Below are 14723 nucleotides of genomic sequence, written 5' to 3' on the forward strand. Positions count from 1 at the left end.
GGGTTCGCTGTAAAGCAATTAAGTGGGTATTTTACTACTTTTACTAAATATATGCCATTGGTTGTCACTAAATTGCTCGAATGGCAAAAACTTGTGTTTATACGACATCTTATTACAGCCTTCCACATAATAGCCTAAGTAGAGGTAACGATAGTCTAACTGCTTCGCCTGCATGATTTGCATTAAGATCATCCAGGTGCCTAATGATGCTGAAGCGTAGTCTGGGTCGAAAAACGTATAAAGGGCAGATAGAGAACTCATTGGAACGTTTGCATCTACTATATCAGTCACAGCAACAGCAATTAGCTTATCGCCATCATATGCCTCAAGGTAATGGGTTTTCATCCAGTCAGATTGTACAAAATTGTCGAACTGTGTCCGAGAGGGGGGATACATGCTGCCGTCAGAGTGACGTTCATTGATGTAGCGCTCGTAAAGTGGAAAATAGGTTTCCTTGATGCTTTTTGAAAACTGAACCTTGAAACCTTCGTTTGCTTTTAGTATCCGTTTTTGACTCTTAGATGCAATGAAATTATCTACGGGAATTCGGATAGACTTACACGCAGTGCAAGCTGGGCAATGCGGACGATAAATTTGTTCGCCGCTACGCCGAAAGCCTGCCTGGATGAGTTGTGAGTAGCGCAGGGTGTGCAATTCACTATCTTCCGCGTAAACAAGAAGCTGCTCTTGTTCGTCGGGTAAATAGCTGCAAGAAAAAGACTGGGTTATACCAAACTTCACGGTGTAATCACTCTTGGTTTCCATCGAACTAGATAGTCTTCTAGAAGACGCCCTTCGTCCGTTAGAGTTTGGTTGTTATTTTCTAATTTTTCAATAAATTCTGGCCTTGAAACAACCTTTGCACCTAGTGAAGCTAAGTGATCAGTAGGTAGCTGGCAATCAATGAATGCCATGTTCTGAGACTTCATATGCTCAACTAACGCTAACATCGCAAGCTTAGACGTATTGCTTTCAAGATGAAACATAGATTCGCCGCAGTATACGTTGCCAATACCGACACCATATAGCCCACCGACTAATTCATCCTCGTTCCACACTTCCACAGAATGAGCCAACCCGATACCGTTTAACTGTCGATAGGCGGCTATCATGTCGTCAGTTATCCACGTATCAATGGAAACACTGCCTGAAGTTGGATTTTTCCGTGGCGTGCTTGAACATGCCTTTATCACTCGGTCAAACGCATAGTTAAGGGTAACTTTATACTTTTGTTTACGAGCGAGCTTTTTGAGGCTCTTTGAAGCAACAAAATCGTCGAGCTCTATTATCGCTCTTGGATCAGGTGACCACCACAATAGTGGCTCTTCATCGCTAAACCAAGGAAATATGCCCTGAGAGTAGGCAGAATATAAGCGCGCCGGACTAAGGTCACCACCAAAAGCTAGCAGACCATTTGGATCCTCTAGTGCAGTATCTACAGCAGGGAAGGGCGCGCCTTCTTCAATATAATGCAACGCTATCATAAATAAAAAGCCCTACCGAAAAGTAGGGCTGACAGGTCTGTTATCAACCTTGTTCAGGCATAGCACCATCTAGGTACTTTTCAGCGTCTAGGGCCGCCATACAGCCTGTACCCGCAGAAGTGATCGCCTGACGATAGATGTGGTCACTCACATCGCCAGCGGCAAACACGCCTTCAACACTTGTTTGCGTGGCATTGCCGTTCGTGCCGCTATTTACAACGATGTAGCCATCTTTCATCTCAAGCTGGCCGTCGAATATATCCGTATTCGGCTTGTGACCAATGGCAACGAATAAACCCATTACGTCAAGCTCTTCTGTTGCTTCGCTGTCAGTATCCTTGATGCGAATTTTAGTCACACCCATTTCGTCACCAAGCACTTCGTCTAATGTGCGATTAAGGTGTAATACAACGTTACCGTTTTCCGCTTTATCACGAAGGCGCTGCTCAAGAATTTTTTCACTTCTAAAGCTGTCTCTTCTGTGAACAACATGCACTTCTGACGCAATATTTGAAAGGTAAAGCGCTTCTTCAACTGCGGTATTACCACCACCGATAACCGCGACTTTCTGGTTGCGATAGAAGAAACCATCACAGGTTGCGCAGGCAGAAACACCTTTACCCATGAATGCTTGCTCAGATTCAAGACCCAGATACTTAGCAGATGCACCCGTTGCGATAATCAACGCGTCACATGTGTATGTACCGCTGTCGCCATATAGAGTAAATGGACGCTTGGAAAGGTCTGTTTTATTGATGTGGTCGAAAATGATTTCAGTATCAAATTTTTCTGCATGCTTTTGCATACGAACCATTAAATCAGGACCAGTGAGACCTTCAGGATCCCCTGGCCAGTTCTCTACTTCTGTTGTGGTAGTAAGCTGTCCGCCTTGTTGAATACCAGTCAGTAATACAGGTTCGAGATTCGCGCGTGCAGCATAAACTGCCGCTGAGTATCCTGCAGGTCCAGAACCTAAAATAAGTAGACGGACGTGTCTGCTTTCTGCCATTTTCCTCTCCAAATAATTCACCCGTTTGGGTTACTTATATAATTTCTCTTAGAAGGCTAGGTAGGGGCAAAAATATTTAAATCAAGCACAACACCTAGTTACTTTTACAATGGTTATCTGCCAGCGACATAGAAACGGTATTTACGCCCTGAATCGTTTTTGTAAAACGATGGGCACTCTGGTTCGATATCACTCAGGCTTTAGGCGTATATGATGCCTCCAAGCGAAGAAAATGTCACTTAAAGATAACCATAGCTTACATCATTTACTTCTACACTTTTCCCGCCGATTTATATGTAAACCCTAGCTTTAATCGTATTGAAATAGAAATGCCACGTTAGTTAAATCTATTTTAATTGAGCGGATATACCAATTGAACTAGCCCAAATAGTGAAAAATGGCTTTTGCACAGTGAGTTTATTAGGTCTGAAAATCTCAAAGTGCACTGAGAACACCAAAGACCTCGCTTCGACTATTTTGTAACATTAAACGAATTCAGCTTGTTTTAGTCGAAATGATTATTACAATTTAACTACACGTGATTCATAATATTTGCGTACACTGTTAAAAAAGTATGAGCGCTGTTGAACGGGCTCTCAGCTAGATACGTATTAAAAATATATGAACTGCGTTCCTAAATTTTAAAGTGAACGGGTTGAAGAGAGGTAGACCATGTCTCAATCAGTAATGACAATGTTGAAAAACGGTCAGCAGTACATGAAGACATGGCCTGTGAGAAAAGAACTCTATGCATTCTTCCCTGAGTGCCGCGTTGTTGCCGCTACCAAGTTTGCAATAAAAACGATGCCTCCTGTAGCAATGGTATCTTGCGCACTATTGTTTCAAAACCTAGGTTCAGATTATTTGCCTCAAACCATCGCGATAGGTGCATTTTTTCTTAGTTTGCCGATGCAAGGTCTACTGTGGTTGGGGCATCGTTCAGATCAATATTTACCGCCGCAGCTTAAAAGTTGGTATCAAGAAATTCACACCAAAATGCGCTCACAGGGCGTGAACATTGCGAATGCTAAATCAAAACCCAAATACAAAGAACTAGCACAGCTTCTCAAAACGGCATTTAACGATCTCGATAACGTATTTACTAAGCATTGGTTTAATTAAAGACATTTATTGTTGCTAAACAGCTTGAGCTTATGATTTTAGTTTATAAGTCCTGGTTGTCAGGCCATTTGTAAAAGGGCACTACACTTCTTACACTTGTATTGCGCACCTCTTAAGATTTTATTGTGCCGGCGGGTACTTAATGCATAGGTGTCGCAGTCACAGTGGTATTCAAAAGTGCGGGCAACGCCTTTTATATCAAACTGGTGTGTCGCGTCAGGTTTGCAGCCAAACACATCAATCATCATGGACTGCCACTCTTTTCCATGGGGCTGTACTCTTCCAAAAAGTGTCCAAACCAAAAGATGGCTCACCTCATGTGGCACCACATCATCTAAAAAGGCGTTTGTATTTTCTCTGTATAAAATAGGATGGAAGTTAAGGCGATTTTGCTGCAAGAAGGCCGTTCCTGCATTTTTTCCTGAGCGTCGAAACGTGACGGTAGGGTAGGAAAAGGTACGCGAGAAGTAATCTTCTGCTTGTTTAAAGCAATAAAAAACAGCGTCGGTAATGATGCGACGCTGTTCTTGGGTTAAATCATTTGCTGCGATGTTACTATCTCTTAGCGTTTATCTAAATTTTTCAATCTACTATTTAATATCGCAGGGCAAACACAGCACATAGGTGCCCTTGGGGTCATTAAGCTTACTCACTACGCTTATTTCTCTAAGCACACGCTTAAACTCATTAACAAGTGCAGAATCTGCATGAGCGAACTGCCACTTACCAACGACGGTCATTGCTTGGCCAAAAAATTCTTTCCAGAAAATTTCTTGAGCAGTTAACGTGCGTTTGACATAGAAAGTATCGTATTTTTCAAGCTCAGCCATCTCAGCGGCTGCGACGACAGCATCATCAACGGTACCAAGCTGGTCAACCAAACCCAATTCGATAGCATCAGAACCAATCCACACGCGACCCTGTGCAACGCTATCTACTTCCTCTACGGTCATGCCTCTTGCTTGAGAAACAAGCGACAAGAAGTTGCCGTAGGTATTTTCTACGTTGTGCTGAAGAATTTGACCGAACTCAGGGGCTAACGGACGAACTGCAGAAAATCCGGCAAGTTCGGTTGAACCAACGCCATCACTGTGAATGCCCAAATAATCCAGTGAGTTCTCGTAGGTCATAAACATACCGAACACACCAATAGAGCCGGTGATAGTACTTGGGCTTGCAATAATCTTATCCGTACTCGCTGCTATCCAATAACCGCCTGAAGCCGCGTAGGTGCTCATTGATGCGATTACGGGCTTACCTGATTGTTGAAGCTGCAATACTTCCTGACGGATTACCTCAGACGCAAAAGCACTACCCCCTGGTGAATCTATCTGTAGCACTACGGCTTTCACTTTATCGTCTAAACGCGCTTTTCTCAAAAGTCGAGCCGTACTGTCACCGCCAATGGTTCCCGCTTTTTGATTGCCATCTAAGATAGTGCCTTTTGCCACGACAATAGCTACTTTATCTATATCAGATTCAATCACAGGCATAGGCGGGTTGATGACCTTCAGATAGCTGTTAAATGACGTTAAATTAACGCCAAGCTCGTTGTCATCTTCACCCACCAGTTCAACAAGCTCAAGGCGCACTTCTTCACGTGTTTTAAGCGCGTCTACCCAGTTATTCTGAAGCGCATACTGAGCGAAATCACCACCTGCGGCTTCAAACTTAGACAGTAAACCTTCTAGTGTTTCATCGAAGTTAGTTTCGTCGATGCCACGAGCTGCAGCTACATCAGATTTGTACTGTGACCAGTAGCCATCAAGCCACTTCTTCTCGGCAGCTTTAGCTTCATCCGACATGTTATTGCGCATTACAGGTTCAACGGCAGACTTGTAGGTTCCCACTCGGAAGATGTGCGTGGTTACTTTTAGCTTCTCGAGCATGTCTTTAAAGTACATGCCATAGCGGCCATAACCCTCAAACATTAAACCGCCCATTGGGTTTAGGTAGATATTATCGGCGTGAGCAGCTAGATAGTATTGGTCTTGTGAAAAGTAGTCGCCGATGGCATATACAGGCTTTTCAGATTCTTTAAATGCGTCGATAGCATTAGCCACTGCGCGAAGTTTATCTAGACCTCCACCGGTTAAGCCTTGAAGGTCAAGCACTAACGCCTTTATACGACGGTCTTTCTGGGCATTTTCCAGTACCTTTACCACATCGCGAACGAGCACTTCAGGATTTTCCGGTTCACTGCCCAACGATTCCTGTAAAAACTGCTCGAAGGGATCGATACTTTCTTTCTCGATAACCAGTTTACCGTTCAGCGTCAGGAATAATGCACTGTCTTTGTTGACGGTGAGCTTTTCGTCGTCTTGCCCGGATATTGCGATAATCAATCCGACAAAAATAACGATGAAAATCAAATTAAAGAAAAGTTTGCGGGTAAAGTTAAGCACCGTCCACAAGCCAATAAACAAGGATTTGGTCCAATTTCCTTTGGCTGCCATGTTGTCACTACCTTTTTTGATTAACTAACTAGAGCAAGACAATTTAGGCTTAGCTTACTCAATGTACTGCGTTCTATTATGTTACCTAAAACGAATAAGATCGCTAACTTAATTGTAATTTTTTGTGAGCGAGACATTAATCTGAATAGACAAATGGCATTTACCGCCCTTTTACAGCCTGTGAACTCAACTGGGCTCACTATGTGGATTAGTATTAAACGCCGTTTTCGAGCCATTTAGCAATGAGTTTGGCGATTCGCTTATGGTCATTTTCACTCATACACATCAGCAACGCGCCGTTTCGGTCCTTGTAGCCAGTCTTTTGATGTCCTTTTCTCATGATCTTAGAAAATGGTGACGAGCTACTTCTACGTGATGAAATTTTTTTCATGAATTCTCGTTCTTTTATAAAAATCACAATAACCAGAGAATACCATGTTTCAGCTTTATCATCAGAGTGTAGCGCGGCTGTATTTAGTCGACGGTTTACCCTTACTTTTAATACGCTTATATTTAGCACCAGTCATGATTCAAGCAGGATGGAACAAGGCTTCGAGTTTTGAAAATATTGTCGATTGGTTTGGCAATGAAGATTATGGTTTGGGTTTACCCGCACCTTTAGTAATGGCATTTTTGGCCACTGCTGCCGAATTGGTAGGCGGAATATTTCTTCTGTTTGGGGCACTTACTCGCCTTGTGAGTATACCTTTGCTAATAACCATGCTCGTAGCCATGTTTAGTGTGCATGCAAAAAACGGTTGGCTAGCCATTGCTGATGCATCATCTTGGCTAGCTGATGGCACAATTTTCTATAACCAAAGCGTTATGGAAGCTCCACAAAAGCTAAACGCAGCAAAGTCGCTTCTACAAGAATATGGTCACTACGACTGGCTGACTTCAAGTGGAAACCTTGTCATTTTAAATAATGGAGTAGAGTTTGCCGCGACCTACTTTGTCATGCTATTTGTGTTGTTGGTATACGGGGGCGGGCGCTTTGTCAGCGTGGATTACCTTATAAGCAAATGGCGCTCTTCTCAAAAGTCGTAGAAGTAAACAGATTATTTTTTTGAAGGCATAGCTAAAAGACCGGAATATTCTGGTCTTTTTTGTTTGCGGACCGTAGGATCTTCAAATTACTCTAAGCAAGTTTTAAAGTTAATAATGGGTAGCGGCAACACGATTATTGTGTTGACGACCGTGTTATTCATAAAAGAAGGGACGTAAATGGACGCATTAACACTATTACTGAATCGAAGCTCTCAGCCACGTTTAGAATCTCCGGCGCCCAGCGGTGATGCGCTAGAAAATATTATGCAGGCAGCTTTGCGTGCTCCTGATCATGCGTGTTTAACACCTTGGCGATTCATTGTTTGTACGGGAAAGGGGCTAGATAAGCTTGGTGCTTTGTACGAGCAATCTGCCATAGAAAACGATAAAACGCAGAAAGAGATAGAGAGGGCTGTTCAACTTCCTCATCGTGCTCCTATGGTTATCGTTGCTATCGCTAAACATATTGAACATGAAAAGGTTCCGAGGGTTGAACAGATAGCGTCAGCAAGCTGTGGCGTTATGGCAATGCAAATGGCAGCCGTTGCACAAGGGTTTAACGGTATGTGGCGCACGGGCAGTTACGCACAATGCGAAACAGTAAGAAATGGGCTTGGCTTAAGTGAAGAAGACGAATTAGTTGGATTTTTGTACCTCGGCACGCCTACATTTGAACCGGCCCCTAAACCGCAGAGAAACTCAAGCGACTACTTCGAGTTTTGGCAGTAACGTAAATCATCATAGTACCGCCGTCTTTCTGCATGGCTTGCTACTAGGTAAAATGTAGCAGGCCATAAGGTATGAGTATTTTAAAATGCTAGCTGAACGTTGTAACCGGCAAATTTTCGAATATTAATAACGCGGTCTTCATCTAACATCCAATATTGCCCTTTCACGCCTTGTAAAACGCCTGAAAACGCAGGTGTCTTATCCAAATTTAGTGATTTAATTTTGACTGGGTAGTCTTCAACAGGGTAGTGAATATCGTGAATGGTGCTGTTCACTTCTGATACGGCTTGAAGCCCTTTTTCCTGTTTCAATGCGTCTAAATCGTTTTCGATTTTTTCCATTAGTTCAGTTTTTACCTGCTCTAAGTCAACCTCATCAGGTTTGCCCTTAAGCATGGTACGCCAATTCGTTTTATCAGCGATATGGTCTTTACACAAAGTTTCAACCAATCCACTGGTAAGCCTATCAGGCACACGCAGCATAACAGTGGCTTGGGTTGCGCCTTGATCCATCCAGCGCGTTGAAACACCATCAGTAACCTGACGAGTGATGCCCACCTTTACTGTGCCAGTGTTTGCTAAGTAAACAAAGTGCTCACTAAAACAATGTGCTTCTCCCCACTCAGGCTCTCTGCACGTGCCTTCGTGAAAATGGCATTTTTCAGGTTTGATGATACAACTGTCGCATTGGGCAAGTGAAATCAAGCAAGGATAGCAATAACCCTGATTGAAGCTCTTCTTGGTTTTTCTGTTACAGTGCACACAATTTATGTCGCCGGAATAGGTCACGGTTATCTCTTTGCCGATAAGCGCGTTTATATCTATCAGCTCTTCGCCAATTGGCAGTGTGTAATGTACGGTATTACTTTCATCGGCAGAGGTGCGCATCTTTTTTAGCGCACCTGAGTATATAGTTGTCACGGTTATAACCTTTTCTCAAATTAACGTTATCAAAATCAAAACGTTGAAGATTTAATGGCGTATTGTGAATAAGCGAATAATTAGTCGCTTAATTCACCGCGCAAGTTCTGAGTAAGTAATCGACACACCTCGTCAAAAGCCAGGTCTTTGCTTAGTAAATAATGAAGTTTTGCAAGCGCTGCCTCTGGCGTCATATCACTTCCAGAGAGTACTCCGACTTCTTGGAGGCCATGCCCTGTTGCATAACCGCCCATGTTGACCCGACCACGCATACACTGCGTGCAGTTCAATACCGGAATTTCCCTTGATTTAGCATATTTAAGCTGGGCAATAAGTTCAGGGTTTTGTGGTGCGTTGCCCACACCGTAACTTAAAAGTATAAGGGCGTTGACCGGTTGTTGAAGCGTATTCTTTATTACCTCAGGCGCTATGCCCGGATAAAGGTTCACCATACCAATGGGCTGAGCTTTAACGTTTGAAACCGTAAGGCCGTTATCTGGTGCGCTTGCCATCGTACCCGCTTTAAGGCGAATGTTAATTCCCGCTTCCAAGAGAGGAGGGAAGTTTGGTGAATCGAAGGCACTAAATCCGTCAGCGTCGACCTTTCGACTGCGGTTTCCGCGCAGTAGCCTGTTGTTAAAGAAAAGCCCCACTTCAGCAATGGGAAAGTTCGCGGCAACATACAACGAATTAAGTAGATTGACTTGTCCATCAGAACGAAGCTCAGCCAAAGGAATCTGAGATCCTGTCACAATGACTGGCTTTGACAAATCTTCTAACATAAAACTTAGCGCTGAGGCGGTGTACGCCATCGTATCAGTACCATGTAAAATGATGAAGCCGTCGTACTTATCGTAGTTGGCGGATATATCATCTGCAATGCGTTGCCAATCAGAGGGGTCCATATCTGATGAGTCGATAAGATTATCGTACTCATGCAATGTGAAAAGAGGCATCTCAGTTCGATGAAACTCCGGCATCTTTTTCAATGTATCTGACAAGAAGCCGGCAGCAGGCACATAGCCTTGTTTAGAAGGCTTCATACCAATTGTTCCACCGGTATAGGCAATGTAGATATGTTTGCGCATTACGTGACCTTTAACACCTGTTTGAAAAAACTTTCAAAGGGAGATAGCGAATTTGACGGGCATTCTATCAATACCCACGGCGTTGTCACCCCGTAATAGCAGTCCGCATAGATAATCACCCACTTATCTATGCGGATTGGTATAATACTTAGTTAAAGCTCATCAAGTAAGTGGAAATATGGTCCACTAACGACTGTTGAGAACTAGTATTTCGCGCTATCTGAGATGAGCTAGGTACAAAAAAGCGGTGATGAGCACCGCTTTAGAGAGTATCGACAGTCGTTAACGGCCGTGATTTTCATAGATGTTCATAACCATGCGAGTTGTCTTAATACACGCTGTCGTTATTTGACTTCTTTGCCTGCTGCTTGCTGATCGGCATGGTAGCTTGAACGAACCATAGGACCACATGCTGCATGCTTGAAACCGATTTCTTTTGCATAGTCACCTAGGGCATCAAACTCCTTAGGGTGCACATAGCGTTTTACCGGATAGTGGTGGCGACTAGGTTGCAAATATTGTCCTAGCGTAAGCATATCAACATCATGAGCGCGAAGGTCATCAAGTACACCTTGGATCTCTTCGTTTTCTTCACCCATGCCCATCATAAGACCTGATTTGGTCATTACGTTAGGGTGTTGCGCCTTGAACTTTTTAAGTAAGTCTAATGACCATTGGTAGTTAGCACCCGGACGACATTCACGGTACAAGCGAGGAATGGTTTCCAAGTTGTGGTTAAATACGTCTGGGACTCCATTTTTGAAAATTTCTAGCGCTCGGTCCATACGCCCACGGAAGTCAGGAACTAATACTTCGATAGTCGTGGTTGGGCTGTGCTCACGTATGGCATTGATACAGTCTACAAAATGCTGCGCACCACCGTCGCGTAAGTCATCACGGTCAACAGACGTAATAACAACATAACGAAGCTTCATTTCAGCAATGGTTTTCGCTAGCTTTTCTGGCTCTTCTGCGCTTGGGGGCAGGGGCTTACCGTGCGCTACGTCACAGAACGGACAACGACGAGTACAGATATCACCTAAAATCATAAAGGTGGCAGTACCGTGGTTAAAACACTCAGCAAGATTAGGGCAGCTAGCTTCTTCGCATACCGAGTGAAGGTTATTTTTGCGAAGCGTTTGCTTTATGTGATCAATTTTCTCGGTAGTACGAGGAAGTTTGATTTTTATCCACTCTGGCTTACGCAGCATCTCTTCTTTTTCGGAAGGGATAATAGTGACTGGAATGTGTTTTACTTTTTCGTCATCACGGAGTTTTACCCCCGCTTGAGGTCGTGCGTTACTCATCAAAACCTTCTTTGTATGTTGGTTCCGCAATAGAAAGTGCTTCTAGTAATAAATGCGTTAATTCATTACCCGCGGTTTCAAGCGTAGTTGGACCATTGAGTCGAGCGGTATCTATCATTTCCATACCGGCATAACCACAGGGATTAATACGCTGAAACGGTGTTAGGTCCATATTAACATTTAATGCCAAGCCGTGAAACGAGCAGCCATTACGTATTCTTAAACCTAGCGAACAAACTTTTCTTTCATCAACATAAACACCCGGCGCATCGGGCTTCGGGTATGCCTTTACACCATACTTTTCAAGTAGTCCGACCACAGCTTCCTCCATGGCCGTTACTAAGTGGCGCACACCTAACTTTCTACGTTTTATATTGAGTAAAAGATAGATAACTTGCTGGCCTGGCCCGTGGTAGGTAACTTGACCGCCACGGTCGACCTGTACTACCGGGATGTCACCAGGCATGAGTATATGCTCAGCTTTTCCCGCCTGTCCTTGGGTGAAAACGGCGTCGTGCTCTACTAGCCAAATCTCGTCTAGGGTGGTCTCTCCACGTTCATCTGTAAAGCGTTTCATTGCCTCAAAGATGGGCTCATACGGCTGACGTCCTAGCTGACGTATAATAACGCCATCGGTGACAGCTAACGTCGACTGCTCATTCACTTAAAGTACAACCCTAACAAGCTCTAATTTAGCCAGTTCAGTGTAGATGGTTTCCATATGCTCTTTGCTCGTCACACGCACACTAACTGAAACCGAGTGATAGGTACCTTTACTACTTGGTTTTACATTAGGTGAATAGTCGCCAGGAGCATGCTCCTGAAGACAGCTTACCACCTGTTCAGGTAGTTTCTCATGGGCAACGCCCATTACTTTAAACGTCTGGTGAGTTGGAAAATCTAGTAATTCGTCGAAACGGGTATCCATGCGATATCCTTGGTACTTAAAATATCATATAAAAAAACGGCCAGATTGTAACAAATCTGGCCGCTTCACAACTAGCTTTTTAACGTTTTCAGTACGTGAACTTACTCGTCGTCAAATCCTAGCTGAAGCATAATGTAGTCTTTAGCGCGATTAAAGAAGCTCCCTTCTTTAACTTCTTGAAGGGTTACCAGTGGGTAACTAGCTACATCTTCACCGTCTAGCTGCAGGTAGAGTTTTCCAACAACCTGACCTTTTGCCAGAGGTGCTTCAAGCTTGTTGTCCAGCTCAAAGTTAGCTTCTAAATTAGCCGCTTGTCCACGGGGAATAGTAATGGGGGTAGATTGATTAATTCCAAGGTCTACCGTTTCTCTATCACCCATGTAGATACGATGTGCTACAAAGCTATGACCAGCTTGATAGGGAGTAAGTGTTTCATAAAAACGGAAACCGTATTTAAGCAGCTTTTTGTTTTCCACTTTTCGGGCACGTTCGCTGTCAGTGCCCATTACTACAGAGATAAGACGCATACCGCCTTGCTCTGCTGAAGTGATTAGGCTGTAACCTGCATCTGAAGTATGACCTGTCTTGATGCCGTCTACGTTTAGGCTTTTATCCCACAACAGGCTGTTACGGTTATACTGCTTTATACCGTTGTACGTAAATTCTTTTTCGCTGTAAATTTTGTACATCTCTGGCGTTTCTGCAATAAGTGCGCGAGACAAAATGGCCATATCACGAGGAGTAGTGTAGTGATCTGGGTCGTGTAACCCGTGTGCATTTACCCAATGTGAACCCGTCATACCAAGAGACGCAGTATGCGCATTCATCATGCTAGCGAAGGCAGACTCAGACCCCGCAACGTGCTCTGCCATGGCTACGCATGCGTCATTGCCTGATTGAACAACGATGCCTCGTAATAAATCTCTTACTGAAACTTGTGTACCCACTTCGATAAACATTTTTGAAGAGTCAGGGAATTTTTTCGCCCATGCATTTTCAGAAATGGTAACTTCGTCATCTAAGCTGATATTGCCTGCTTGAAGTTCTTTACCGATTACGTAGATAGTCATAATTTTGGTTAAGCTTGCGGGCGCAAGCTGCATGTCTGCATTTTTCGATGCGATGACATTGCCTGTTTCATAGTCGGTAAGTAAAAAACCTTCAGCAGCAACTGTTGGTGCAGGCGGTGTTACTACTGCAGCGTTTGCTGTAATTAGTAAAGAGCCCATTACCAAAAAGGCAAATGAAAGTAATGACGGTTTAGCGCGTTGAATTATTCTGAGCATGGTTCTAATTTCTTTGACCGTTTTATCCGTGTGAGTTAAAGCTTACCCTATTGTTGCGGAGACCGCGAAGCGAATACCGCAAAACATGGCTACCCAAATTTAGCTTTTGTCCAGTTCGTAACCGAATCATTAATGCCAACCCTGATTTATCAAAGGGCTAAGCTAGATCCTAACGAAAGGCTGCCTGTAAGACTAGGTTTTATCAAAAAAGTTTACGTCTTAGTAGGTGTTAGACGAAGAAACCGTGATATTGCCTGCTGAATGACACAAAAATGCCACAAAATAGACGATTTAGTAAGCAACCTGCAGTGTCATGGAAAAGGAGAGGAAAAATGGATTACAAGGCGTGGGCTTTTCATGCTCACGTGTTAATAAAGAGCCTTCATTTTGCTTACAGCATTTGAGTGATAGCGTAGGCGTTCGGGTAGCCATTCTGCTTGAGTTGCTGCAGCACTTCTGCAACGACGGCCTCGTCGTGGATAGGGCCCAGTTGAAGTTTATAAATGTTATCCGCAACAGGGAGGTGGGCCGGAATTTGATATAGCGCCGATAAAACATTAGAAATAGATTTCGCTTTTTCAGCGTTAGATAGTGCTGCGACCTGTATATAGATACCGTTACCGACTTCACTACTGCTTTCTGTCGCCGTTTCAGGGGAATTTGTATTCACTACAACTTTAGGAGACGGCACTACATCAATACCAAGATATTCGTCATAAGAGACCGTGGGACCATTACCTACGGTAACATTGTTGCGTTCGTCAAAATGGATAACTTCTAATTTGACCTTGGCCGTGCCTTTACTGTGATAGCCTAATTTGACTGCTGCTGCATAAGACAGGTCAATAATTCTATTGTCGTGAAACGGGCCGCGGTCGTTAACGCGCACAATCGCCTGTTTGTTATTCTCTAAGTTGGTCACGCGAACATAAGAGGGAAGAGGTAGAGTTTTGTGAGCGGCGCTCATGGCGAACATATTGTAAGTTTCGCCATTTGAGGTTAAATGGCCATGAAATTTTTGACCGTACCAACTCGCGTAGCCTACTTCTTCATAACCTTTACCACTGTTCATTGGCGTATAATGTTTACCAAGCACTTTGTATGGCCTGCTGTTAAACATGCGATACGCCTCATACTTAGGCACGGCATCCAATGTTTCAGGTGTCTTGGCTACGTGCTTTGGTGCAGAGTCTTTGTGCTGTGTATAGCGGCTACTTTGTGTTGGTGTGCTCTGGCACCCGCTTAGCAGTAATCCTACTAGAAGGGCTGCACCATATTTATAGTACTTCCGGTTTGCCAGTTTTTCGATAAGCATTACACGTACTGAAATCAGATGATGCAACATAG

Annotated in this window: 16 protein-coding genes; 3 read left to right on the plus strand and 13 right to left on the minus strand. The window is 43.7% G+C overall.

Annotation, left to right across the window (positions count from 1 at the left end; translation table 11 throughout):
• Nucleotides 1-18: 18 nt before the first annotated feature.
• From ACM0P2_RS09235 to trxB, 3 genes are read right to left on the minus strand one after another with little or no spacing between them, the layout of a single operon-like run.
• Nucleotides 19-741: an arginyltransferase gene (locus ACM0P2_RS09235; protein WP_236547036.1), complete on the minus strand. Its 723-nt coding sequence runs from the start codon at nucleotides 739-741 to the stop codon at nucleotides 19-21.
• On the minus strand, nucleotides 738-1484 hold the full coding sequence (gene aat / locus ACM0P2_RS09240; RefSeq protein ID WP_159117446.1) for a leucyl/phenylalanyl-tRNA--protein transferase: 747 nt from the start codon (nucleotides 1482-1484) through the stop codon (nucleotides 738-740). Before aat ends, ACM0P2_RS09235 begins: the two co-directional genes overlap by 4 nt.
• Nucleotides 1485-1527: 43 nt before the next feature.
• Nucleotides 1528-2493, minus strand: coding sequence for a thioredoxin-disulfide reductase (trxB, locus tag ACM0P2_RS09245; protein WP_173358635.1), 966 nt, complete (start codon nucleotides 2491-2493; stop codon nucleotides 1528-1530).
• Nucleotides 2494-3165: 672 nt separating this feature from the next.
• Between trxB and yfbV the strand changes: the two genes are divergently transcribed.
• Nucleotides 3166-3615, plus strand: a complete 450-nt coding sequence (gene yfbV / locus ACM0P2_RS09250) for a terminus macrodomain insulation protein YfbV (protein WP_105931153.1) — start codon at nucleotides 3166-3168, stop codon at nucleotides 3613-3615.
• Nucleotides 3616-3674: 59 nt separating this feature from the next.
• Here yfbV and ACM0P2_RS09255 read toward each other — a convergent pair whose 3' ends face one another.
• The 3 genes from ACM0P2_RS09255 to ACM0P2_RS09265 form a co-directional block, all read right to left on the minus strand.
• On the minus strand, nucleotides 3675-4166 hold the full coding sequence (locus ACM0P2_RS09255) for a SprT family zinc-dependent metalloprotease (protein WP_308469227.1): 492 nt from the start codon (nucleotides 4164-4166) through the stop codon (nucleotides 3675-3677).
• A 39-nt stretch (nucleotides 4167-4205) separates the two neighbouring features.
• Nucleotides 4206-6071 carry a signal peptide peptidase SppA gene (gene sppA / locus ACM0P2_RS09260; protein ID WP_173358634.1) on the minus strand — a complete coding sequence of 622 codons (1866 nt, stop codon included), beginning with the start codon at nucleotides 6069-6071 and terminating at the stop codon, nucleotides 4206-4208.
• Nucleotides 6072-6285: 214 nt separating this feature from the next.
• On the minus strand, nucleotides 6286-6462 hold the full coding sequence (locus tag ACM0P2_RS09265) for a hypothetical protein (RefSeq protein WP_173358633.1): 177 nt from the start codon (nucleotides 6460-6462) through the stop codon (nucleotides 6286-6288).
• A gap of 44 nt (nucleotides 6463-6506) precedes the next feature.
• Between ACM0P2_RS09265 and ACM0P2_RS09270 the strand changes: the two genes are divergently transcribed.
• On the plus strand, nucleotides 6507-7118 hold the full coding sequence (locus ACM0P2_RS09270; RefSeq protein ID WP_159117449.1) for a DoxX family protein: 612 nt from the start codon (nucleotides 6507-6509) through the stop codon (nucleotides 7116-7118).
• 177 nt (nucleotides 7119-7295) lie between these two features.
• The gene (locus ACM0P2_RS09275) at nucleotides 7296-7847 is read left to right on the plus strand and encodes an NAD(P)H nitroreductase (protein WP_105931157.1); all 552 of its coding nucleotides are present in this window, start codon (nucleotides 7296-7298) and stop codon (nucleotides 7845-7847) included.
• Nucleotides 7848-7927: 80 nt separating this feature from the next.
• Here ACM0P2_RS09275 and ACM0P2_RS09280 read toward each other — a convergent pair whose 3' ends face one another.
• The 7 genes from ACM0P2_RS09280 to ACM0P2_RS09310 all read right to left on the minus strand — a co-directional run bounded on the left by ACM0P2_RS09280 (nucleotide 7928) and on the right by ACM0P2_RS09310 (nucleotide 14721).
• Nucleotides 7928-8767 carry a DUF2797 domain-containing protein gene (locus ACM0P2_RS09280; protein ID WP_173358632.1) on the minus strand — a complete coding sequence of 280 codons (840 nt, stop codon included), beginning with the start codon at nucleotides 8765-8767 and terminating at the stop codon, nucleotides 7928-7930.
• 80 nt (nucleotides 8768-8847) lie between these two features.
• A complete protein-coding gene (gene ansA / locus ACM0P2_RS09285) occupies nucleotides 8848-9855 on the minus strand; it encodes an asparaginase (protein WP_120959498.1) in 1008 nt (335 codons plus the stop codon).
• Nucleotides 9856-10199: 344 nt separating this feature from the next.
• Nucleotides 10200-11162 carry a lipoyl synthase gene (lipA, locus tag ACM0P2_RS09290; RefSeq protein WP_105931160.1) on the minus strand — a complete coding sequence of 321 codons (963 nt, stop codon included), beginning with the start codon at nucleotides 11160-11162 and terminating at the stop codon, nucleotides 10200-10202.
• On the minus strand, nucleotides 11155-11739 hold the full coding sequence (gene lipB / locus ACM0P2_RS09295; protein WP_419227696.1) for a lipoyl(octanoyl) transferase LipB: 585 nt from the start codon (nucleotides 11737-11739) through the stop codon (nucleotides 11155-11157). Before lipB ends, lipA begins: the two co-directional genes overlap by 8 nt.
• Before the next feature lie 87 nt (nucleotides 11740-11826).
• Entirely contained in the window at nucleotides 11827-12090 is a 264-nt protein-coding gene (gene ybeD, locus ACM0P2_RS09300) for a DUF493 family protein YbeD (protein ID WP_105931162.1), read from the minus strand.
• Between the two features lie 101 nt (nucleotides 12091-12191).
• On the minus strand, nucleotides 12192-13376 hold the full coding sequence (locus ACM0P2_RS09305; RefSeq protein WP_173358630.1) for a D-alanyl-D-alanine carboxypeptidase family protein: 1185 nt from the start codon (nucleotides 13374-13376) through the stop codon (nucleotides 12192-12194).
• 391 nt (nucleotides 13377-13767) lie between these two features.
• Nucleotides 13768-14721, minus strand: a complete 954-nt coding sequence (locus ACM0P2_RS09310) for a septal ring lytic transglycosylase RlpA family protein (RefSeq protein WP_173358629.1) — start codon at nucleotides 14719-14721, stop codon at nucleotides 13768-13770.
• Between the last annotated feature and the right edge of the window lie 2 nt (nucleotides 14722-14723).

This window comes from Alteromonas sp. OM2203 (assembly GCF_048517045.1).
Taxonomy (GTDB): domain Bacteria; phylum Pseudomonadota; class Gammaproteobacteria; order Enterobacterales; family Alteromonadaceae; genus Alteromonas; species Alteromonas gracilis.